The sequence below is a fragment of the Paenarthrobacter sp. Z7-10 genome (assembly GCF_026932795.1).
GTDB lineage: Bacteria > Actinomycetota > Actinomycetes > Actinomycetales > Micrococcaceae > Arthrobacter_M.
Genome location: NZ_JADPVH010000034.1, coordinates 22,145 through 44,355, shown reverse-complemented (window position 1 = coordinate 44,355; position 22,211 = coordinate 22,145). Strand labels below are relative to the sequence as shown.

Below are 22,211 nucleotides of genomic sequence, written 5' to 3'. Positions count from 1 at the left end.
CCTCCTGTGGAGGGGGCTTCCTTTATGCCCAACTGCCTGATGTCTCACGGGTGTGGACCTGCTTCCGCCCAAGCCTTACGCGTACCGTACGGTACGCGTTTCAGTCCTCGACGAGCACCGGATCCTTTTCGGAAAGGCGGCTCGTTTCGTCGTGCCATTCGGAGGAGAGCGGCTTCAGCGTCGGTTCGACGGCCCGTGCATGATGGCCGCAGAAAAGCAGTTCGCCGCCGGAGGATTCCAGCACGACACGCACATAAGCTTGAGCGCCGCAACGGTCGCAACGGTCCAGCGCGTTCAGTTCCCGGCTGGCTACAGCTGTCGTCATGATGGCCTCCTTAGTAGATCTGTCTTACCTATACAACCATTGTTCGCAGCGAAACGATGTCAGGCTTGGTCTGATTTTCGCTGTCCGCGTAGCGCGGCCCTTCGCTGCCGGCAGGACCGCAACGGTGCGGCAAGCCTGCGCGGCCCGGGACCGGGATGGCGTTACCCTGAAAGTGGGCCAGAAGCGGCCGTGATTCGAAGTAGTCGCACAACAGCATTACGTTCCCGAGGAGTCAGCCCAACGTGGCGCCACCAAATTCCGATTACACCGCCAGGCATTTGTCCGTCCTTGAGGGGCTCGAAGCGGTGCGCAAGCGGCCAGGCATGTACATCGGCTCCACTGACTCCCGCGGATTGATGCATTGCCTCTGGGAAATTATTGACAACTCCGTGGATGAGGCGCTGGCCGGCTTTGGACAGAGCATCAAAGTTATCCTGCATCCGGACAACTCCGTGGAAATTCACGACGACGGCCGAGGCATCCCCGTGGACGCTGAACCGAAGACCGGTCTGAGCGGGGTGGAGGTGGTGCTGACCAAGCTCCATGCCGGCGGAAAATTCGGCGGCGGCTCCTATACGGCCTCCGGTGGTCTGCATGGCGTGGGTGCCAGTGTGGTTAACGCGCTGTCCGCCCGGCTCGATGTCCAAGTGGATCGGGGCGGCAAGACCTACCAGATGTCCTTCCGGCGGGGCGAGCCTGGACACTTTAAGGACATCGGCCGCAGCCTCAGTCCTTCCGTCCCGTTTGAGCCCTTCATCGACAAATCCAGCCTGGACATCATCGGCAGCACGAAGCGCGGAGTAAGCGGCACCCGGATCCGGTACTGGGCGGACCGGCAAATTTTCACCCCGGACGCCAAGTTCTCCTACGAGGAACTGACGGCTCGTGCGCGGCAGACGTCGTTCCTGGTCCCCGGACTGCGCATCACCATCCGGGACGAACGCCGGCTGCCGGGCACCCCGGGCGAACTGGCGGTGCATGAGGAGGTTTTCCACCACGACGGTGGGATCTCCGAGTACGTCGACTACCTCGCCGCAGACGCACCCGTCACGGAAATCTGGCGCCTGCACGGCACGAGTACGTTCAAGGAAACCGTGCCGGTCTTGGACGCCAGCGGGCATCTGCGCAGCACCGAGGTGGAGCGGGACTGCGAGGTCGATATCGCGCTGCGCTGGGGCGTGGGATATGACACCACCATGCGCAGTTACGTGAACATCATCGCCACGCCCAAGGGAGGGCGGCACCAGGAGGGTTTCGAGCAGGCGATGCTCAAGACCTTCCGAAAAGTGATCGAGGCCAATGCCCGAAAGCTTAAGGCAGGCAGCGACAAGATTGAGAAGGACGACGTGCTGGCCGGGCTGACCGCGGTGCTCACGGTTCGGCTCGCGGAACCGCAGTTCGAGGGCCAGACCAAGGAGATCCTGGGTACGCCGGCGGTCCGGACCATTGTGGCCAAGGTGGTGGAGAAGGAAATCACCGCCAAACTCAATTCCGGGGCGCGCAATGACAAGACACAGTCGGCCCTGTTGCTGGAAAAAGTGGTTTCGGAGATGAAATCGCGCATCTCCGCCCGCGTCCACAAGGAGACGCAGCGCCGGAAGAACGCGCTCGAAACTTCGTCGCTGCCCACCAAGCTGGCAGACTGCCGCACCGACGACGTCGCCCGCAGCGAACTGTTCATTGTTGAAGGTGACAGTGCGCTCGGTACCGCCAAACTGGCACGGTCCTCGGACTTCCAGGCTCTGCTGCCGATCCGCGGAAAGATCCTCAACGTGCAGAAGGCCTCGGTGGGGGACATGCTCTCCAATGTCGAGTGCGCCGCCCTGATCCAGGTGGTTGGTGCTGGCTCCGGCCGGAGTTTCGCACTGGAGGCCGCACGGTACGGCAAGGTCATTCTCATGACAGACGCGGACGTGGACGGCGCCCACATCCGCACCCTGCTGTTGACCTTGTTCTTCCGCTACATGCGGCCCATGATCGACGCCGGACGCGTGTTCGCGGCCGTGCCTCCGCTGCACCGGGTGGAGGTGATCAACGCCGGGTCCAAAGCCAACGAGATGATCTACACCTACTCCGAGCAGGAGCTGCACACGCTGTTGGCCGGACTGGAGAAAACCTCAAAGCGCTACAAGGAGCCGATCCAGCGGTACAAGGGCCTGGGCGAGATGGACGCGGGGCAGCTGGCGGAGACCACCATGGATCCGCGGCACCGAACGCTGCGCCGGGTTACGGCCGCCAACGCCGAGGCCGCGGAGAAGACCTTTGAGCTGCTGATGGGCTCGGACGTGGCTCCGCGTAAGGATTTTATCATTGCCGGCAGCACCAGTCTGGACCGCGAGCGGATCGACGCTTAACCGCCCAGCAGCCCGGGAACAATCAGCAGGGCCGTGGGCAGTGCCAGCAGCGCTGCCGATCCGGCCAGAATCAGGGCCCGGCTGTTCCGGGCCAAGGCCGGAACTGGGGTCAGCAGGCGGCCCAAGCGTGCTGAGGTGGTCTGCGGCGTGTCGATCTGCTGCCGACCGGCGTCGACCAATTCGCTGGCTGGAAGCTGCGCGGGCCCGCTGGCGACCAAAGCAATCGCGCTGACCAGGGTAGCCCGATCCACGGTCTTGAGGGCCTCGTCGTCGGCCAGCATTTCAATCAGTGAGTTGACCGCCCGTTGTGCCAGCCGCGACGTCGGCAGCCACGGCAACGCCGAGCGCCAGGCCGCGAAGGCCCACAGCAGGAGGTGATGCCGCTGCACCAGATGGGTATTTTCGTGGATCAGCACGGCCCGCAGCTCATCGGGAGCCAGCAAATTCATCAGTCCGTCGGAGAGGACCGTGATGGACCGGGCGCCGCCGGGCAGGCAGTACGCCACTGGCGCTTCATGGTTGATGACCACCGTTCCGGGACGGCCCGCCGCGGGAGACCCCAGCAGGGCCAGCAGCTGACGGTGCCGATTTTGCTGGGTGCGGATCCGCAGGAAGGTCAGCAGCAGCGTAAACAGCAGATGGGCCAGCAGCAGCGCCGCCGCGCTGAGTGCAAATGCGTTCCAAAACCCCAACCGTCCCAGCGGGTCCGGTTTCGGTCCGAAGCCGGAGCCGAGCACGATGCCCAGCAGCGCCCGCATGCCGGAGAGCAGGTTATCCCCCAGCGGCACCAGTCCGAATACCAACATCGCCCCGATCATGGACAGCCCACCCGCCAGCGCAATGGATTGCCAGAGGACCATGGCCGAGAACGGTGAGCGGGAGGTCCAGCGAGCGCGCGAGAGCAGCAGCGGTACCGGCCACGCCAGCACCACGGCCAGCACCGCGAGGAACCAGGATGTGAAAAACATCAGCGGAACCCGGAAGCCGGCGGTCCCGGTCTAACCGTGACTGAGCAGTTTGCGCAAGGTCGCGGCTTCGCCGTCGCTGACCGTTCCAATGAACCGCGCCAGTACCGCTTCGCGGTCCGGCGCTGATCCCAGCACCTCCAGCATCAGCTCGGCCGTGTGCTCCGCCCGGCTGGTGACCGCCCGGTAGCGGTGCGGGCGGATATCCCGCTCGCGCTGCACCAAGCCCTTTTTTTCCAGCCGCGACAGGACCGTCAGAACGGTGGTGACGGCGAGTTCCTTCGAATCGGACCCGCCGCCGGCGGTATTTGACGGTCGTTGTGTCAGGAAGTCCCGCAGCGTGTTGGCGCTGATGGCTTCAGGATGTTCCCACAACAGATCCATGACGGCTCTTTCGAGCTCCCCAAGAGTGGCCATGTAATCCTCGATTATTCTCTCATTCAGATGTCTTGATCTAAATCTACCCGGTTTCCACAAATTGTTCTACACTCAGTAGAAGTTAGATTTCTACAGACTGTAGAAATACGCCGGATCCGCGCTGAGGGGAAACGATGGAAGCACTGGACATCGCCAGGTGGCAGTTTGGCATCACCACCGTTTACCACTTTCTGATGGTGCCCCTGACGATTGGCCTGGGCCTGCTGGTGGCGCTGCTGCAGACGATGTGGCACCGCACCGGCAAAGAGGAATACCTCAGAATGACCAAGTTCTGGGGCAAGCTCTTCCTGATCAACTTCATTATGGGCGTGGCTACCGGCATTGTGCAGGAGTTCCAGTTCGGCATGGCCTGGAGCGAATACAGCCGGTTCGTCGGCGATGTGTTCGGAGCTCCGCTGGCTATGGAGGCACTTCTCGCCTTTTTCGTGGAATCCACCTTCCTGGGCCTGTGGATATTCGGCTGGCAGAAACTGCCGGCACGGATTCATTTGGCGTGCCTGTGGATTGCCGTGCTGGGGTCTGTGTTGTCCGCCTACTTCATCCTGGTCGCCAATTCCTGGATGCAGCATCCGGTGGGCGTGCGGATGGTGGACGGACGCCCTCGGATGGTCGACGCGTGGGCGGTCTTCACCAATAACACAGCCCTTGTCACCTTCCCGCATACCTTGACTGGCTCCCTCGCCGTCGCGGGCGGCTTCCTGCTCGGCATCTCCTGGTATCACCTGTGGCGTCGGCGCAGGGACGGTATCGACACGGTCGACGACGACGGACGCGTTCTGGTAGGGGAGTCCGCCGTCATTCCCGGCCGGGACAAGACCGATCACAAGGTCTGGCTGCGGTCCCTGCGCATCGGCGCCGTCGTGGCCATGCTTGCCTTCGCCGGGACTGCCATCACCGGCGACATGCAGGGCAAACTGATGTTCCAGCAGCAGCCAATGAAGATGGCTGCTGCGGAGGCGGCCTGCCACGACGGCACCAGCTTCTCGATCCTCTCGCTGGGCGATGTGGGGAGCAAGGACTGCAGCGCGGTGGTGGCCGTGATCGAAGTACCAGGACTGCTCTCCTTCCTGGCGCACAATGATTTCAGCACGGACGTCAAAGGCGTCAACTCCCTGGTTCCTGAATACCAGGCCAAATACGGCACGAATCTGCCCAACGACCCTATTTACGGCGACCGTGCAGGCCAGCCGATCCACTACGTGCCCGTGATGGCAGTGACGTACTGGGGCTTCCGGGTGATGATCGGCTTTGGCGGATTGGCCGCCTTGGCGGCGCTGGTGGCCCTGGTCCTGGTCCGCAAGGGGACCGTGCCGTCGTCGAAATGGCTGATGCGGCTCGCGTTGTGCGGAATCCTCGCGCCGTTCGGGGCCAACGCCGCAGGCTGGATCTTCACCGAGATGGGTCGCCAACCATTCGTGGTCGCGCCGAACCCGCAGCTCAGCGGCGTCGACCGGGTGTTCATGTTCACCGCGGCGGCCGTCTCTCCCGGCGTCTCCGCCGGCGAGTTGATCTTTTCCCTGGTGGCCCTCGGCACCGTTTATGCCGCGCTGCTGGTGGTCGAGGTCCGGCTGCTGGTGCGCTACATCCGCGGCGGCGTTGCCTCGGCTATGCCCGAACTGGCAGATTTGGCCCCCCACGATGGCTCGGACCCGCACGGGTCCGGCCCGCAGCCTCCGGCGAACGACGACGTCCTCGCGTTCGCATACTGAGTCGACTTCGGGCATCACGTTCGAAACCACCGAACTGACATACAAGGATTTTCATGGAAACACTTCCTACACTCTGGTTTGTGCTGATCGCCGTGCTGTGGACCGGTTACCTCTTCCTGGAGGGGTTTGACCTGGGTATTGGGATGCTGATTAAGCTCTTTGCCCGCAACAATGACGAGCGCCGTGTCCTGCTGAACACGGTTGGACCGGTCTGGGACGGCAACGAAGTCTGGCTGATCACCGCCGCCGGCGCCACCTTTGCCGCCTTTCCGCTGTGGTACGCGTCCCTGCTCTCGGCTATGTATCTTCCGCTGGTGCTGGTGCTGCTGGGTCTGATCTTCCGCGCCGTGGCGTTCGAGTACCGCGGCAAGGTCAATGCGCATCGCTGGCGCAACCGGTGGGACTGGGCCATCGCCGTCGGCTCCTTCGTCTCTGCCTTCGGAATCGGTGCCGCGCTGGCCCTGACCACCACGGGACTGCCGCTGAACGCCAACGGCGACCGGGTGGGAGGACCCTTCGCCTGGTTCAACGGCTACGCGGTCCTTGGTGGCCTGGCCGTCGTCGGCTTCGCCCTGATGCACGCCGCCGCGTTCCTGATGCTCAAGACGGACGGTGAGATCCGTCTCCGGGCGCGCTCACTCCTGCGCCGCTGGCTGCCGGTGGCATTGCTGCCGATGGCGATCTGGGCGGCCGCGGTTGCGGCACAGTACGGCAAAGCTGCCAGTTGGCTGTTGATCGTGCTGGCCGCTGCCGGGGCAGCCGCTGCGTGGCGGTTCGCAGGGCAGGGCCGTGAGGGCCGCAGTTTCCTGGCCATGGGGGTCTTCCTGGTCTCCGCCAGCGCCGCCATCTTCGGTTCAGTCTTTCCCCGGGTACTGCCCTCCACCCTGAACCACGCCTGGGATCTGACCATCAGCAATGCCTCATCCTCGCCGTACACCTTGGGACTGATGAGCATCGTGGCCTGCTTCGGGCTGCCGATGGTGCTGGCATACCAGGCGTGGACGTACTGGGTGTTCCGCAAGCGCATCAGCGCAGCGCATCTGCCCGATCAGCATGACGTCGTTCCAGCGATTGGCACGGCTGAGTTTGGTACGGCCGACAACCGCACGGCCGACAACCGCACGGCCGCTGATGGCACGCTGGGATGACGAAGCGTCCAACCATGGCGGTTCCGCCCGGCGCCACGGGCAGCCTGTACCTGCTGGGGCTGCTCAGTGCGCTGAAGGCCCTGTGCGCGGTGGCCCTGGCCCAGGCCGTTGCCGGCGGAATCGTGGCGGTCATCGGCGGCGCCGGAATCGGTCCAGGAAGTGCCAGCACACCCGGAGCCGGGAGCATTGTCGGCTCCGGTGCGGGATTGGTTGGCGGGAGCTCTTTGGTTTCGGTTTTGATCTTGGGAGGCGGCGCGGCCGTGGCCCGGGGACTTGTCGTGTGGGCCGGCCAGGTGGTGGCCCGACGCACGGCCCTCGGCGCCAAGGAGGAACTGCGCCTGAAACTGGCGGAGCGATTGGCCCGCGACGCCGGAACAGATTCCGGCGCGGGGTCGGGTTCCGGCAGCACCGGCCAGGGGGCCGGCACTGTCCTGGTCACACGGGGACTCGACGCGCTGGATAACTACTACGCGCAGTTCCTGCCGGCACTGGTGGGCTGCGCCGTCGTGCCGCTGCTGATCGGCGCGCGGATCCTGCTTGCCGACTGGATCAGTGCCGTCATCATTGTCCTGACCGTCCCGCTGGTCCCATTGTTCATGGTGTTGATTGGCTGGCACACCCGCGCTCGTGTCCAGCGGGCCGCGGGTGCGCTCGCCACCCTGTCCAATCATCTGGTTGAGCTCGCGAAAGGCCTTCCGGTGTTGGTGGGGCTGGGACGGGCGCGGGCACAGACCGAAGCCCTCAGCCGGGTCTCAAATGAATACAGGTTGACTACCATGGCCACCCTGCGCGTTGCATTTCTCTCTGCCTTGGCACTGGAGCTCATCGCCACGCTCTCCGTGGCCGTCGTCGCCGTGTTCATCGGCATTCGGTTGGTGCAGGGCGGCATGGAGCTGGAAACCGGATTGCTTGTGCTGATCCTTGCACCGGAGTGTTACCTGCCGCTGCGCGAACTGGGATCGGCGCATCATGCGAGCGAGGACGGTCGGGAGGCGATGGAGCAAGCGGACAAGGTGCTGGCGGCACCCAAGGGCGAGCCGTTGTCCCGGTGCGGACCGGCCGGCGGCGGGACGGGCGTTGACTTTGCGAGGCACTCCACCGACCAGACACCCGACGCGACGAAGGCCGTCGTCGTCCGCGGTTTGACGGTGCACTACCAGGACCGCTCCGTTCCTGCGCTGGAATCGCTGGACTTTGCCGCGCCGTACGGTCGGATTACAGCTGTTGCGGGCCCAAGCGGCTGTGGAAAATCGACCCTGCTCAAGGTATTGGCAGGGTTGGTGGTGGCAGGGGAGGGGACTGACGTGCGAGGGGGTGTCAGCGGACTCGACCCGGAGCGGGTGGCGTGGGTGCCGCAGCACCCGGTAACCGCGGCTGAAACCGTTCGGGCCGAACTGGAAATGTACGCAGCACCGGATTTTCGCAGCCTGGCGTTCGTCCTGGACCGGGTTGGGATCAGCAAGCTGGCGGACTCGCACCCAGGAGAGTTGAGCCCGGGGGAGCTGCGCCGACTCGCACTGGCACGCGCATTGGTCAGGGTGGAGGCCGGTGCAGCGGTGGTGCTGTTGGACGAGCCCACGGCGCACCTCGACGCCGCCACGGCCCGCGTGATCGAGGAAGTCATCATGTCCCTGCGCGGCCGCGCCACCGTGATTTTGGCGACGCATAATGAACCTACGCTGGCGCTCGCCGAGCACGTGGTTCGGTTGGCAGGCGGAAAGGCACGGGGCGCGGTGCAGCGGGAAACGGTCTGTGCCCCCGCCGGTGTGCCGGGTACCGCCGTCCCCAGACTCTTCGCTCCCGACCGCGCCGACCGGAGCGGGCGGTTCGCTCCCGCAGTACGCCCGATACCCCGGTCCTCGCTTGTGCCGCTGAGGGCGAGGTTGGGTCTGCTGGCATCGATTCTCGAACCGTGGCGTCCCAAGTTCATGCTGGCGGTGTCGGCAGGCGTGGTTGCGACGCTGGCGGCATTGGCGTTGACCGGGCTCTCCGGCTGGCTGATCGTGCGGGCAAGTCAGCAACCGCCCATCTTGTACCTGATGGTGGCGATTGTTGGCGTACGGTTCTGCGGCCTAACCCGGGCTGTCGCGCGCTATGGCGAACGGCTTTGGCTCCATGATGCGGTGTTCGCTGCCCTGACCCGGATGCGTGTGCGGGTCTGGATCTCCCTCAGCCGCCAAGTCCTGTCCCGGCGCTCGCTGTTGCGCGGGGAGGGGGCGGTGGACCACCTGATCGGTGACGTTGATGCAGTGCGGGATCTGGCGCCGCGGGTGGTGCTGCCGCCGCTGACCGGGGTGCTTGCCGCAGCTGTGGTGCTGACGACGGCGACACTGCTGCTTCCGCAAGCGGCGGCGCTGGAGCTGGTTGTGCTGATCGGAGCCCTCGTGCTGAGTCCGGCTGCGGCGGTGCTGGCCGACCGGGCGGCGGCCCGGGCCGAGCAAGCACACCGGTCAACGGTGATCAGGGCGGTGGCGGCCTTGCTTAACGCGGCGGCGGACCTGCGCGCCAACCGGGCAGAAGGACGCCTGCTGGCACGGCTCCGAGCCGGGGACCACGCTGCGACCGCTGCGGTGAAACGCTCAGTTCAGGCGCAGGGGTTGTCCCAAGCGCTGCTCATCATCGTTTCCTGCTGTGGTGCGCTGGGCATGCTGGCTGTCGGAGCTCCGGCTGTATCAGCCGGAGCTGTGCGCCCGGAGGTGCTGGCCGCCCTGGTGCTGCTCAATCTTGCCCTGGTGGATGCCTTTGCCGGGGTGAGTGCCGCCATTCAGCTCTGGCCGGCGCTGAACACAGTGCTGATGCGTTTCGTGCCGGACCTGGCAGGTGCCGAGCTGCTCCGCGGTTCGAGCAGCGGTTCCAGTTCCGGTTCCAGCAGCGGTTCCAGCCGCAATTCCCCTGCAGATTCCAGGCCCATCTCCGGCTCCATTTTGGACCATCCTGCCGGCAGCAACGGAAAAAGCGGCACCGGCCTGAGCCTGCTGGAAGTGACGGCGGCGTGGCCGGACTCCAGCGGCCCGGTTTTCACGGGTCTGAGCACCACGGTCCGGCCGGGCGAGTGGCTGACTGTCACGGGCCCATCCGGGTCGGGGAAGTCCACTCTACTGGCGGTGATGCTGGGGTTCCTGGCAACAACCAGCGGTCGGCTGCAGGCAAATGGCCGCGTTGCCTGGTGTCCGCAGCAGGGGCATCTCTTCGACTCCTCGCTGCGCGCCAATCTGCTGCTGGCGCGGCCGCGGTCCGAAGCTCCGAGCGAGGCGCAGCTGAAGGGGGTGCTCGACGACGTCGGCTTGGGCCCGCTGCTGCGCCAGCTCCCGATGGGGCTCGATACCCGGCTGGGTCCGGAAGGCAGTCACCTCTCCGGCGGCCAGCGGCAGCGCGTCGCGGTAGCACGAACGCTGCTGGCCGGTGCCGACGTCGTCCTGCTGGATGAGCCAACAGCCCACCTGGACACCGCGTCGGCCCGGTCCCTGATGCTGGATCTGCGCCACGCCCTGCGGTCCAAGGCGGTTGTACTGGTCACGCACGATGCTGCGGGCAGGCAGCGGGAGGACAAGAGTCTGGTGCTGTCCGACGCCTGAGCAGTGGTCGGTGGTCCGTTCGCACCGCTGCCGCGGTGCCGGGGAGGCTCGGACGCTGCCGGATAGGCTGTCGTTATGACCGAGCTTCCCGAGGTTTCATTGCCCAGCTCGACCGGACTGGCTTTCCGGGCGATTGTTCCATCGGACATCGATCAATGGCTTGCCCTGATCGAGCGGATCGCCGAGGCGGAAAGGCCACCGTGGAGCGACCAGCGCGCCGACCTGACACACATTTTCGCCTCCAGCAAGAATGATCCAGCCCTTAATACGGTGATCGGCATGGACGAGGGCGGCACAGCACGCGCCTACGGGCGTGTGAGCAAGAACCTCGGCGGTCCCAAGGCCATTGCCGCAGGCGGAGTCGACCCACAATGGCAGCGGCGTGGTGTGGGATCTGCGGTGCTGGCCTGGCAGCTGGCCCAGGCCCGGCTCCGGTTTGCTCAGGAGCGGATGCCGGAGGCCAGGATCCGGGTGCATTCGGAGGAAGACAATGTGGCCGAGCGCGCGCTCTTCACCGGATTCGGTTTCGACGTGGTGCGCTACTTCACCTCAATGCTGCGCCCGCTCGACGGCGGGCTGCCGGAGATTGCGCCGGCTCCGGAGATCGAGATCGTTTCCCTTGCCCCCAACCTGGACGAGGCCGCCAGGCTGGCCCATAATGAGGTTTTCGCCGACCATTGGGGATCCGAGCCACGCGATCGGGAGGCTTGGGGATTCATGCTCGGCCATCCACTGTCCCGGGCGGATTGGAACACCTTGGCACTGGAACGCTCCAGCGGCGAGGTCGTGGGGTATCAGCTGGCCAGTTATGACCCCCAGGTGCTGGCACGGGAGGGTCGTGCGGAGGGGTACACCGAGCTGCTGGGCGTTCGCCGAAAATGGCGGGGTCGGAAGGTAGCCGCGGCACTGCTGGCCGACGCGATGCAGCGGTTCAAGGCTGCCGGCATGGACTATGCCGGGCTCGACGTCGACACCGAGAACCCGTCGGGGGCGTTGGGCCTGTATGAACGGATGGGCTACCGGGCCACGCACCGCTCGATGGCCTGGGATCTGCTGCTCGAGTGAGCGATACGCTCAGCCGTCCACGTCATGGAGATGGTGCACGATATCGTGCAGGAAATAACCGGAAATGGTCCGGACGGTGAAGACAAAACCGTTGCTCCGGAGGCCGGTGCGGTCCCACTGGCTTTCGGTGACCGAGGCAAAGGACGCTGCGAGTTCAGACCCGCACTCCAGCAGCTCGACGCTGACGACGGCCGGATCTTGGAGGGCGTAGCCCTGGTCCACAGCTGCCTGATCCTGGTCCCAGTTGGCGAATTCGGGATTGTCCGTCTCCAGCATCAGGTTCAGCCGCTGGTCGAAAAGGGCGAACACATCGCGCACATGACAGCCGTATTCGAGCGGGGACCAGCGGGAGTCCGAGACGGGTTCGGCGGCATCGGGCCGGCGCAGGACCGCCAGCCAGCGCGGCAGCAGCTCGGGAATCATACTGGCCGCCGTTGCGGGCGTGCTGTTGGCGGCTTCGAAGCCGCATTCGGGACAAGGACGGGTCAGTACCCAGGTCCAGTCCTTGTTGTCCGGGGGAATCGCCATGGTTGTAGTCTAGGCACTTGCTGACCTACTGCGGTTGTGCGGCGTCGACCAGTCCGAGCTGTTCAGCACCCGGTTTATCCGTTCCCGCAGCTGGTGTCCCGGCCAGGGATGGACCGACGGCCTCGACTTCCTGGCTCAGCGGAATCCCCGAACCGTCGCGGCGTCCATGTTCGGTGGGCAGCGCCCGGGCCACCCCGGTGGCGGAGGCAGCTTTGGCGGGCCCATGTCCGGCCCATGCAAGCAGCAGCAGGTCTTCGCCCTTGAGGAAGCGGTGGGCACGCACTCCAGCGGTGCCGCGGCCCTTGACGGGATATTCGTCCGCGGCGGTGACCTTGGCGGAACCGGGCACTGTACCGGGCAAGGCAACCGTGCTGCCAGCTATGGTGACCACCACTGCGGCATCGTCTCCGGGGGACAGCACTGAAAAGCCGATGACGCTGTCCCCGGGGCCGAGTTTGATGCCGGCCATTCCGCCCGCGGTCCGGCCCTGGGGACGGACACTGGCGGCCGGGAAGCGCAGCAGCTGTGCCTGTTCGGTGAGGAAGACGAGCTCCGCGTCGTCGGCGGCCGGTGCGGCGGACACCACCTGGTCCCGATCCTTGAGCGCAATGATGTTCCAGTCGTCGCGGTTCAGCGGATATTCCGGGACCACGCGCTTGACCACTCCCCGGCGGGTGCCGACGGCGATCGTCGTGTTGAGCGCGGTGAAACCTATCAGGGACTCGCCCTTGGCCAGCGTGAGGAAATCCTTAGCCGGTACGCCACCGGCCAGGTTGGGCATGCCGGATGTCGCCGGAAGGGCAGGCATGTCCACTACGGAGAGCCGGAGCATTCGACCGGCGGAGGTCACGGCGGCGATCTCGGACCGGGCGGTGGTGCGCACGACGGAACGGAGTGCGTCGTGCCTGGTCCGCGGGCCGGCATCGACCAGCGGTTCCTGGTTCGAGGTCCGCGCAATCTGGCCCGAGGTGCTGAGCAGGACCCAGCAGGGATCGTCGGCAATTTCCAGGGCCAGCGGTGCGGCTTTGCCGGAAGCGGAGGGTCCGGCGGATGCCAGCGCACTGGCCGCGCTGGGGGCCACCGCCTCGGATTCAAGCAGGATGGTTCGGCGCTCGGTGGCGTACTTGGCCGCAACAGCGCCCAATTCGCTGGAGACCAGATCACGCAGCCGCTGCTCCGAAGCCAGGATGGCTTCCAGCTCGGCGATTTCCTTGCGCAGCTGGTCCTGTTCCTTTTCCAGCTCGATCCGGGAGAACTTGGTCAGTTGGCGCAGCCGCAGTTCCAGGATGTAGGTCGCCTGGACTTCGCTTAGGTCATAAATGGCCATCAGCCGCGTCCGGGCCGCTGCCACTTCATCGGAGGAGCGGATAATGGCGATGACTTCGTCGATGTCCACAATGGCGATCAGCAGACCCTCGACCAGGTGCAGACGGTCCTTTTTCTTGCCCAGCCGGAAGCTGGTGCGGCGGCGCACCACGGAGATCCGGTGCTCCACATAAACCCGGAGCAGTTCGAGCAGTCCCAGCGTCTGTGGCTGGCCGTCCACCAGGGTGACGTTGTTGATTCCGAAGGAATCCTCCATTGGCGAATAGCGGTACAGCTGCGCGATCACGGCATTGGGATTGAAACCGTTCTTGATCTCGATGACCAGGCGCAGCCCGTGGTTGCGGTCGGTGAGATCCACGATGTCGCTGATGCCCTGGAGCTTCTTGGCCAGGACCGCGTCCTTGATTTTTTCGATCACTTTTTCCGGACCCACCAGGTACGGAAGTTCGGTGACCACCAGTCCGGTCCGGCGGGCCGAGAGCTGCTCGATCTCCACCTTGGCCCGGGTCTTGAACGAGCCGCGGCCCGTGGCGTATGCGTCGCGGATGCCGTCCAGTCCCACAATCCGGCCACCCGCAGGCAGATCCGGACCGGGGACAAAACGCATGATGTCCTCCAGTGTCGCGTTCGGATGGGCGATCAGGTGCTGGGCCGCGGCAATGACCTCGCCCAGGTTATGCGGGGCCATATTGGTGGCCATGCCGACGGCGATGCCGGTGGTGCCGTTGACCAGTAGGTTGGGGAACGCGGCCGGGAGCACATCCGGCTGGGTGAGCTGGTTGTCGTAGTTTGGAACGAAATCGACGACGTCCTCGTCCAGGTCGTCGGTCAGGGCAAGCGCCGCCGCGGCGAGGCGGGCCTCGGTATAGCGCGGCGCCGCCGGTCCGTCGTCGAGCGAGCCAAAGTTGCCATGACCATCGATTAGCGGCAGCCGCAGCGAGAAGTCCTGCGCCATCCGCACCATGGCGTCATAGATAGCCGTATCGCCGTGCGGATGCAGCTTGCCCATCACCTCGCCGACTACGCGGGCACTTTTCACATGCCCGCGGTCAGGTCGGAGGCCCATCTCGCTCATCATGTACAGGATGCGCCGCTGCACCGGTTTGAGGCCGTCACGGGCATCGGGCAGGGCGCGCGAGTAGATCACCGAGTAGGCGTACTCAAGGAATGAGCCCTCCATCTCACTGGAGACATCGATATCGATGATCTTCTCGGTGAAGTCTGCTTCTGCCGGAGCTTGGCGCTTGGCCATGGGAGAGCGGGATCCTTACTGCTGCGGATGGTGGGAACGGAGGGTGGCGGACATCCCGGGCCCATAATGTTGGACCCGTGGTTGGTCCAATGGGTTGAACGGGCGTCCACTCGCTACAGTGAGTCTATGGTGGAACAGCCTGCACACGGGGTATATCCCGAACATTGGGAGGCCGATGTCGTGCTGCGGGATGGCGGGACGGCGCACCTTCGGCCCATTTCGCCCGGGGATGCCGATGCCGTGCAGGCCTTCCACAGGGCCCAGTCGCAGAATTCCATTTATCTGCGCTTTTTCACCTACAAGTCCCAGCTCAGTGACAAGGAACTGCTGCGTTTCACGAATGTGGACTACCGGGACCGGGTAGCGTTCGTGATCACCATGGGACGGGCCATTCTTGGCATTGGCCGCTATGACCGGCTGGAGGATCCGCTGGAGGCTGAGGTTGCCTTCAACATCGCCGACCGGCACCAGGGCCGCGGGCTGGGCTCGATCCTGCTGGAGCACCTGGCCGCCGCCGCATGGGAGAACGGCATCCGCAGGTTCAGTGCCGAAATCCTGCCCGAGAACGGCAAAATGCTGGCTGTGTTTTCCGAGGCCGGCTACGAGGTGCACCGACACTTCGACAGCGGCGTGATCAGCCTTGGCTTTGACATCGATCCCACCGAGAAGTCGCGCTCCGTGATGGAGTCCAGGGAGCACCGTGCCGAGGCCCGCAGCGTGGCCGCGCTGCTTGCTCCGGCGTCGGTGGCGGTGATCGGTTCCGGCCGGTCTGCAGCTGAACCGGCCGGTGGGCGGTCCGAGGCGTCCAGGCTGGTGGAGCACATCCTGGCGGGTGGGTACAGCGGCGAACTCTTCCTCGTGATCTCCGGGCCGGCGACCGGTGCCGACGCGGACGGGACTTACCCAATCACTGCGTACCGCAGCCTGTCCGAGGTTCCGGGACCCGTGGACCTGGCCGTCATCGCGGTGGACTACGCGGACGTCCCGGCCGTCGTGGCGGAGTGTGGTGCCGCGGGCGTCAAGGGGGTTTTGGTGATTACGGGCGGCTTCGCGGACGACGGCGAACACGGTCTGGCGCGGCAGCGGTCGCTGGTGCGCCAGGCCCGAGCAAACGGTATGCGTTTAATCGGTCCCGCCTCGCTGGGGTTGGCCAACACCCGATCCGATGTCCTGCTTAACGCCTCGCTGGCGCCTCACCTGCCGGCTGCCGGCGGTTTGGGCCTGTTCAGCCAGTCGGCAGCCCTGGGCGTCTCGCTGCACGCGGCGGCCGTCCGACGCCGGCTGGGCCTGTCCAGCATGCTGTCCGCCGGCAACCGGGCGGACGTCTCCGGCAACGACCTGATGCAGTTTTGGGAGGACGACGGGCAGACCAGCGCGTGTGCGCTGTATCTGGAGTCCATTGGCAATCCCCGAAAGTTTTCCCGGATCGCCCGCCGGCTCTCGCGCAGTAAGCCGGTGATTGTCGCGAAATCCGATGTGATGGGCCTGCGGTTGCCTCCCGGACATGCGGTGCGCACGACGGCGGCGCCGGCCGGCGCGCTGGACGCCATGCTGCGCCAGGCCGGCGTGCTGCGGGTGGGGACCATCGAAGAACTGGTTGATGTGGCACAGCTGGTCCTCGGAGCTCCGCTGCCTGCCGGTGGCTCCGTGCTGGTGCTCAGCAACTCCCTGGCGCTGGCCTCGGTGGTGGCGGACTCCCTCGAATCGCACGGAATGGTGGTGCAGGACATCGTGGCTGATCTGCGGCCCGGCGCTCAGGATCAGGCGGCGGCGGGGCTGCGGGAACGACTTCTCGAATCGCTCGGCAGGGAGAGCGTCCATGCCGCCGTGGTGGCGCTGCTGCCGGATCCGGAATTGCCGCTGGAGCCCGTTGCCGCCGTCCTGCATGAATGCTCGCAGCGCACCGGAAAGCCCGTCGCTGCCGCCTTCCCCGGGATTCTCGATGCCTCCATCGCCGTCGACGGACTGAGCGGGGCCGGGCTGCCGTGCTACTCGAGCCCCGGCTCCGCTGTGGCCGCCTTGGCCGCCGTCGTCCGCTATGCCCAGTGGCGGCAGCGCGAACAAGGCGACTTTCCGCATCCGGCGGGGATCGATTCCGATGCCGTCTCGAGACGGCTGGAAATCCTGCTCCAGTCCGTCCGGGGCGACGCACTGGTGCGGCTGGGGCCGGATGAAGCCGCGGGGCTCCTGAAGCTGTACGGCATCACGGTGCTCGAATCGGCACCCTTCACGACGGCGGAGGAAGCGGTGGCGGAGGCCGACCGGCTGGGCTGGCCGGTGGCGCTGAAAACCACCGACGCCACCCTGCGGCACCGGCTGGACTTGGGCGGCGTGCAGCTGAACATCGACGACGCCGGGTCGCTGCGCCGCAACATAGCTCGGATGACGGCGGTGCTGCGGCCGTACGGAAGTTTCGGCATGGAGATCCAGGCGATGGCCGCCGTCGGGCAATCGTGCACGCTGCGGGCCATCGAAGACCCGCTGCTGGGGCCCGTGCTGTCCTTCGGACTGGCCGGGGACGCCGTCAATCTGCTGGACGACTGGGCCCACCGGGTGCCGCCCCTGACGCAGGCCGACGTCGCCGACTTGGTGCGCTCGCCGCGGGCGGCCCGCAAACTGTTCGGGTACCAGGGCCTGCCGGCGGTGGATCTGGCTGCCCTGGAGGACCTGGTGGCCCGGCTCGCCGTGCTCAAGGACGAGCACCCGGAGATAGCGCTGGTCGAATTCAACCCCGTTCTGGCCGGGCCGGCGGGGCTTACGGTTCTGGCGGCGGACGTGCGGATCGCCAATCCGGCCCAACGCACGGACAGTGCCCGCCGGGCGCTGCTTTCGTGAGTCAGACGCCGGTTAGCGTGTGTGCCTCGGATCTGTGAAAATGGAGGGATGAACACGTTCGGAACGACGGCTCATTCCACTGGCGCGGGTCACGGCTTGGCCTCGGCCCTGCAGCGTGCGGGCTTTTACCCGCTGTTGGTCTCGGATGTAGTCAATGACGCCTTGGACGGCCGCGAATGCCTGTCCCACCTGGTCCATCTCGAAACCCATTTTGACCGAACCGAGGTGCATCGTCACATCACCGTGCTGGTGCTGACCGAGGACATGCTGGTCATCACCCATGTTGACGACCAGCAGCTCGACGACGAGGGGGAGCAGATGGTGGCGCAGATTTCCACCGAATCGGTTCCGGTGAGCCAGATCCGCTCCGTGGTCCTCAGCTACATGTATGCGCAGCCGCAGAACTATAAGCCCTCCGACCCGGTGCGGGAACTGACGCTCTCCATTTCCTGGTCCGGTGGCCAGCGGCTGGATATCGGCCCGGCTGGCTGCAGCGACCCCCAATGCGAAGCGGACCACGGACTGACCGGAACCATTGCCCAGGAAGATATTGCGCTGCGGATCAGCGCCGAAGCCGATGGGCTGCAGGCCGTCCAGGATGCCAAGTCCTTCGCCCGGGCGCTGCGCGCCGTCAACACGAGCAGCTCAGCGGTCGCCGCGGATGGCCATGGCGCTCCGCGGGGTAAGTTCCCGGTACTCGGATCGCGGCTTAGCCGCGGCCACCACCGCGAGCCGTGACGGCCCCGTGACGGGTCAGCCGGAGGCAGCACTGCCGGAAGCCCCCGGATACGGGCGGAATTCCATCGCCGAGGTCCTGACCTCCAGCGCAGCGGCGCTTGGCGCCCCCGGCTTCAGCAACCACTTGAGCATTGGATCGGCGCGCCGGATCTGCATCGTGCTGGTGGATGGCCTGGGTAAGGCCATGCTGTCCCGCCGGGCCGCGCACGCCCCCTTTCTGCGGTCGGTGATCAGCGGTGGGGATACATCTTCGCACCGGCAGACGCTGATGGCAGCCTTTCCCTCGACGACGGCGACGTCCCTGGCCAGTTTGGGGACTGGTGCCGCTCCCGGCCAGCACGGCATGGTGGGCTATGACGTGCTTGACCCAACCCGGGACAAAGTCATCAACCAGCTCAGTGGCTGGGACCCCGAAGTCGATCCGCTGTCCTGGCAGCCCCTGCCGACCGTTTTCGAGCGGCTGCAGGGGATTCTTCCCACCGCCACCGTTGGCCTGCCCAAGTTTGCCGAGTCGGCCATGACACGCGCCGCGCTGCGCGGAAGCGAGTTCAGCCCGGCCACCACCCCGTACGCACGCACGGCTGCCGCCGCCGAGCTGATGGCTTCCCACGAGCGGCTGCTGCTCTATTTCTACTGGGGCGAACTGGACAAGGCGGGCCACCGATTCGGCAGTGATTCGGCGCAGTGGGAGCATCAGTTGGAGGAACTGGACGCTGCGGTGAAGCGGCTCTCCCAGCAACTGCCGGCTGACACCATGGTGCTGCTCACGGCAGACCACGGGATGGTGGACGTTCCCGAACGGCGGCGGGTGGATTACTCCGCCCGATCCGAGCTGATCGCCGGCGTCCGCCATACCGCCGGAGAGCCTCGAATGGTCCACTTGTACCTTGAGCCGGACGCGAACGAGGGAGCCCGCGATGCCCTGCTGACGAACTGGCGGGAAGTCTATGGCAGGCAGGCTTGGGTGCTGACCCGGCGGCAGGCTATTGAGGCTGGGTACTTCGGCCAGGTCCGGCCCGAAGTGCTGCCCCGGATAGGAGACGTGCTGATTGCGGCCCGAGAGCCCATCGCGTTCTACGACACCCGCCGCGTCCGCTCCTCTGCGCTGGAGGTGGTGGGTGCGCATGGATCCCTGACCCGCGCCGAACGCGAGGTGCCGCTGCTGCGGATTCCGATGGAGGCCGGTTCCCGCTCCAAACAAGCTTCCCGGAGCGGCCGCCGTGGCTGAGCTCGTCTTTTTTTCCGGCACGATGGATTGCGGCAAGTCCACACTCGCCCTGCAGATGGACTACAACCACTGCGCCCGCGGACGCGGCGGCGTGTTGTTCGCCTGCCACGACCGCGCCGGCGAGGCAGTCATCTCCAGCCGGCTCGGGCTGCGCACGCCGGCGGCCGAAGTGGCACCGGGCACGGATTTCTGGGACGAGGTGGTCCGGCGCCGAACCAGGGGAGACCGTGTCGACTACCTGATCTGCGATGAGGCCCAGTTCTACACGGCCGAGCAAATTGAGCAGCTGGCGCGGGTGGTGGACGAAATGGACATCGACGTGTTTGCCTTTGGCATCAACACGGACTTCCAAACCAGATTGTTCCCCGGTTCCCAGCGGCTGATCGAACTGGCGGACCAAGTGCAGGTTCTTCAGGTGCAGGCACTGTGCTGGTGCGGGAACCGCGCAACCCACAATGCCCGCACCCTGGACGGCGTGATGACGGTTGAAGGCGAGCAGGTCGCTGTGGGCGATGTGGCCATGGTCGAGCCGGCCGCGGTGGGGAATATGGCCGGGGCGAGCAGATGGCTGTGGCCGATGTGGCCATTGTCGAACCGGCTGTGTCCGCCGTGGGTCCCGCCGTGGAATATGAGACGCTGTGCCGGCGACACTTCATGCGCCGATTGACGGCGCACGGTGCGAACCTCATGGCCGAAAGGGATCAGCTGCTGCCCTTCCAATCGAGTGAGTAGTACGCGCTCGATACCGGCCTGTATCGCGCACTAACTACTCACTCGATTGGGTTCTTAGTACGGCTGCGGGGCTAGTCGCTCTTGGTGCCAAAGACTATTTCATCCCAGCTGGGCACGCTGGAGCGCTTGGGTTTAATGGCTGTCCGCCGATCCGCACGTTCCACGCCGGCAGCAGATCCGCCGCTGTTGATGCCCTCTCCGGTGGGAGTTTCCGCAGCAGTCTTACCGGGTTCGCCAGCTGTCGTCTTAGGCGCGGCGGAAATGCGGATTTCCCGGGTTTCGGTGCTGACCTCATGGAGTCTGAGGGCGTCCTCGTGGTTGCGGCTCCGTGGTGCCAAAGTCAGCGAAGGGTAGCCCTCCGGCATCGCCGCTGCCGGGCTGTCCTGATCGGCCGCCCCGCGGGTTGCTGTTCCCGCAGCGGTGGCATCCTGGGACCTGGCGGCCTCGTCGTCGTGCTTCTTGGGTCCTTGTGCAGCGGAAGAACCCGGTGCGTCCTCGGCCCCCGGCCGAGGATGTGCCGCGGGAATTCCATTCGTCAGCAGCACGGCAAGGGCGTCGTCGTCGTCCTCATCCACCCCGAGGCGTTGACCGCGGCGGGCGCGCAGCATGTCCAACAAACCTTCCGCCTCGTTGGGGACCGAGGCCGACATGGCCTCGGTGACGTGCGCCGCATCGGTTAATGGAAGGGCGGCATCCGTCTCGAAATCGAAGGGGCGGTCCGCGACGGCTGACAACCGCCGGGCCGGAAGCGGCCCGTCCAAGGGTTCAATTTCGCTCAGCTGCTGCGCCCAGCGATTGGCATTGCGGATGATCTTTCGGCCCGGGCTGAAGGTCCACTGAGCCGGAGCCGGCTCGCCAATGCTTGCCGCCGCGCCCGCGGCGGAGGATTCGAAGTCGGCCGTGACCATCCAGGTTCCATCCTGGTGCCGCCACGCGTCCCACAACACAGAGTCCGGATCGATGCCAAAAGCGGCCAGCCGGTACGAGACCATCTCTTCCAGGGTAGCCGGGTTGTCGCCAAAGGCGGACCGGTAGCCATCGTGCGGGGGAATCGGGGCCGACAATTCGATGGCCCTCGCCTGACGCGCCACATATTCCCGTTCGGCCACGACCGGGCCTTCATATCGTTGGATGTGCGCCAGCGGCAGGCCGGAGGCGGCGGCCACCGCCTCGGCGCTGTCACCGGCGCGGATCTGCATCTGGATGTCGCGGGGGGAAAGCCTGCTGCCGGATTCAGCGGTGGTCGCCTGGGCCGATGCTGTTCGCAATCGGGTGGATGCCCTGGAGGCCGCTACCCGCAGAGCCTCATCAATGGGCAGACGGAAAACGTCTCCACCGGTTCCACTGAGGAGCAGATGTTCGCCATCATCGTGGACACCCACCAACCGTAGATCCTGCATAAAACCCTCCAGCGTCGCCATACATTCACTGGAAACTCTGCCATTGAAAGCGTGGGATTCCTACTACCGGTGCAGGCGTGGCGCAAAATCAGCGTTATCGGGGGCACACGGGACGCTGCGGCCCTTACGCTGCGGTTCTTACGCCGCGGGCGAAAAGCTGCCGGGAAGGCTGTCCTGCGCACTTCGCCGGGCATAAGGTGTTCATCTGCATTCGAGCGGACATGCCCTCGGGCGCCTCGGGCGCGGACCATCTGCAAAACAATGGAGCGTGAGAATACAGGATATGGCGACTGACTATGATGCGCCGCGGAAGAACGAGGACGAGCTCAGCCAGGACTCGATCGAGGAACTGAAAACCCGGCGGACGGACAAGACGTCTGCCGTCGTTGATGAGGACGAAACCGAAGCTGCCGAAGCATTTGAGTTGCCGGGCGCGGACCTGTCCGGCGAGGAACTCCTAGTGCAGGTGCTGCCGCCTCAGGCGGACGAATTCACCTGTTCGTCCTGTTTCCTGGTCCGGCATCGTTCGCAGATCGCCCGTGAAAAGGACGGTTTGCTGTACTGCACGGATTGCGAAGGTTAGGGATTGCGAA

At 65.5% G+C, this 22,211-nt stretch carries 15 protein-coding genes and 1 pseudogene; 10 read left to right on the top strand and 6 right to left on the bottom strand.

Translation table 11 applies throughout. From position 1 onward, the window contains the following. Window positions 1-100: 100 nt before the first annotated feature. The gene (locus IV498_RS11565; protein ID WP_269046758.1) at window positions 101-325 is read right to left on the bottom strand and encodes a DUF7455 domain-containing protein; all 225 of its coding nucleotides are present in this window, start codon (window positions 323-325) and stop codon (window positions 101-103) included. Between the two features lie 242 nt (window positions 326-567). Between IV498_RS11565 and IV498_RS11560 the strand changes: the two genes are divergently transcribed. Then, window positions 568-2,679 (top strand): DNA gyrase/topoisomerase IV subunit B, encoded by a 2,112-nt coding sequence (locus IV498_RS11560; RefSeq protein ID WP_269046757.1) that lies wholly within the window; start codon window positions 568-570, stop codon window positions 2,677-2,679. Here IV498_RS11560 and IV498_RS11555 read toward each other — a convergent pair. Beyond that, window positions 2,676-3,647, bottom strand: coding sequence for a M56 family metallopeptidase (locus IV498_RS11555; protein WP_269046755.1), 972 nt, complete (start codon window positions 3,645-3,647; stop codon window positions 2,676-2,678). The two genes, IV498_RS11560 and IV498_RS11555, sit on opposite strands and share 4 nt — an antisense overlap. A gap of 30 nt (window positions 3,648-3,677) precedes the next feature. Next, a complete protein-coding gene (locus tag IV498_RS11550; protein WP_269046753.1) occupies window positions 3,678-4,061 on the bottom strand; it encodes a BlaI/MecI/CopY family transcriptional regulator in 384 nt (127 codons plus the stop codon). 134 nt (window positions 4,062-4,195) lie between these two features. Here IV498_RS11550 and IV498_RS11545 point away from each other — a divergent pair, with 134 nt between their 5' ends. The 4 genes from IV498_RS11545 (at window position 4,196) to IV498_RS11530 (ending at window position 11,579) form a co-directional block, all read left to right on the top strand. Then, window positions 4,196-5,791 carry a cytochrome ubiquinol oxidase subunit I gene (locus tag IV498_RS11545; RefSeq protein WP_269046751.1) on the top strand — a complete coding sequence of 532 codons (1,596 nt, stop codon included), beginning with the start codon at window positions 4,196-4,198 and terminating at the stop codon, window positions 5,789-5,791. A 53-nt stretch (window positions 5,792-5,844) separates the two neighbouring features. Continuing rightward, a complete protein-coding gene (gene cydB, locus IV498_RS11540) occupies window positions 5,845-6,939 on the top strand; it encodes a cytochrome d ubiquinol oxidase subunit II (protein ID WP_269046749.1) in 1,095 nt (364 codons plus the stop codon). Next, window positions 6,936-10,514: a thiol reductant ABC exporter subunit CydD gene (gene cydD, locus IV498_RS11535; protein WP_269046747.1), complete on the top strand. Its 3,579-nt coding sequence runs from the start codon at window positions 6,936-6,938 to the stop codon at window positions 10,512-10,514. The genes cydB and cydD overlap by 4 nt, the downstream gene beginning before the upstream one ends. A 75-nt stretch (window positions 10,515-10,589) precedes the next feature. Beyond that, window positions 10,590-11,579, top strand: coding sequence for a GNAT family N-acetyltransferase (locus tag IV498_RS11530; RefSeq protein ID WP_269046745.1), 990 nt, complete (start codon window positions 10,590-10,592; stop codon window positions 11,577-11,579). 9 nt (window positions 11,580-11,588) lie between these two features. Here the strand turns inward: IV498_RS11530 and IV498_RS11525 are convergent, their stop codons facing one another. Further along, window positions 11,589-12,107: a DinB family protein gene (locus IV498_RS11525; protein WP_269046743.1), complete on the bottom strand. Its 519-nt coding sequence runs from the start codon at window positions 12,105-12,107 to the stop codon at window positions 11,589-11,591. Between the two features lie 25 nt (window positions 12,108-12,132). Beyond that, a complete protein-coding gene (locus IV498_RS11520; protein ID WP_269046741.1) occupies window positions 12,133-14,685 on the bottom strand; it encodes a DNA gyrase/topoisomerase IV subunit A in 2,553 nt (850 codons plus the stop codon). A 126-nt stretch (window positions 14,686-14,811) separates the two neighbouring features. Between IV498_RS11520 and IV498_RS11515 the strand changes: the two genes are divergently transcribed. The 4 genes and pseudogenes from IV498_RS11515 (at window position 14,812) to IV498_RS11500 (ending at window position 20,218) form a co-directional block, all read left to right on the top strand. Beyond that, window positions 14,812-17,520 carry a bifunctional acetate--CoA ligase family protein/GNAT family N-acetyltransferase gene (locus IV498_RS11515; RefSeq protein ID WP_269046739.1) on the top strand — a complete coding sequence of 903 codons (2,709 nt, stop codon included), beginning with the start codon at window positions 14,812-14,814 and terminating at the stop codon, window positions 17,518-17,520. A gap of 48 nt (window positions 17,521-17,568) precedes the next feature. Next, entirely contained in the window at window positions 17,569-18,258 is a 690-nt protein-coding gene (locus IV498_RS11510; protein WP_269046737.1) for a DUF5998 family protein, read from the top strand. 7 nt (window positions 18,259-18,265) lie between these two features. After that, complete coding sequence (locus IV498_RS11505) at window positions 18,266-19,486, top strand: alkaline phosphatase family protein (protein ID WP_269046735.1); 1,221 nt, start codon at window positions 18,266-18,268, stop codon at window positions 19,484-19,486. Then, window positions 19,479-20,218: pseudogene (locus IV498_RS11500) on the top strand (thymidine kinase). The gene IV498_RS11505 and the pseudogene IV498_RS11500 overlap by 8 nt, the downstream one beginning before the upstream one ends. 71 nt (window positions 20,219-20,289) lie before the next feature. Here IV498_RS11500 and sepH read toward each other — a convergent pair. Next, the gene (gene sepH / locus IV498_RS11495; protein ID WP_269046734.1) at window positions 20,290-21,618 is read right to left on the bottom strand and encodes a septation protein SepH; all 1,329 of its coding nucleotides are present in this window, start codon (window positions 21,616-21,618) and stop codon (window positions 20,290-20,292) included. Between the two features lie 283 nt (window positions 21,619-21,901). Here sepH and IV498_RS11490 point away from each other — a divergent pair, with 283 nt between their 5' ends. Further along, window positions 21,902-22,201: a DUF4193 domain-containing protein gene (locus tag IV498_RS11490; protein ID WP_269046732.1), complete on the top strand. Its 300-nt coding sequence runs from the start codon at window positions 21,902-21,904 to the stop codon at window positions 22,199-22,201. Window positions 22,202-22,211 lie beyond the last annotated feature (10 nt).

Coding starts and splice junctions, on each gene's coding strand:
- IV498_RS11565 (WP_269046758.1), bottom strand. CDS start 325: ATGACGACAGCTGTAGCCAGCCGGGAACTGAACGCGCTGGACCGTTGC.
- IV498_RS11555 (WP_269046755.1), bottom strand. CDS start 3,647: ATGTTTTTCACATCCTGGTTCCTCGCGGTGCTGGCCGTGGTGCTGGCG.
- IV498_RS11550 (WP_269046753.1), bottom strand. CDS start 4,061: ATGGCCACTCTTGGGGAGCTCGAAAGAGCCGTCATGGATCTGTTGTGG.
- IV498_RS11545 (WP_269046751.1), top strand. CDS start 4,196: ATGGAAGCACTGGACATCGCCAGGTGGCAGTTTGGCATCACCACCGTT.
- cydB (WP_269046749.1), top strand. CDS start 5,845: ATGGAAACACTTCCTACACTCTGGTTTGTGCTGATCGCCGTGCTGTGG.
- cydD (WP_269046747.1), top strand. CDS start 6,936: ATGACGAAGCGTCCAACCATGGCGGTTCCGCCCGGCGCCACGGGCAGC.
- IV498_RS11530 (WP_269046745.1), top strand. CDS start 10,590: ATGACCGAGCTTCCCGAGGTTTCATTGCCCAGCTCGACCGGACTGGCT.
- IV498_RS11525 (WP_269046743.1), bottom strand. CDS start 12,107: ATGGCGATTCCCCCGGACAACAAGGACTGGACCTGGGTACTGACCCGT.
- IV498_RS11520 (WP_269046741.1), bottom strand. CDS start 14,685: ATGGCCAAGCGCCAAGCTCCGGCAGAAGCAGACTTCACCGAGAAGATC.
- IV498_RS11515 (WP_269046739.1), top strand. CDS start 14,812: ATGGTGGAACAGCCTGCACACGGGGTATATCCCGAACATTGGGAGGCC.
- IV498_RS11510 (WP_269046737.1), top strand. CDS start 17,569: ATGAACACGTTCGGAACGACGGCTCATTCCACTGGCGCGGGTCACGGC.
- sepH (WP_269046734.1), bottom strand. CDS start 21,618: ATGCAGGATCTACGGTTGGTGGGTGTCCACGATGATGGCGAACATCTG.
- IV498_RS11490 (WP_269046732.1), top strand. CDS start 21,902: ATGGCGACTGACTATGATGCGCCGCGGAAGAACGAGGACGAGCTCAGC.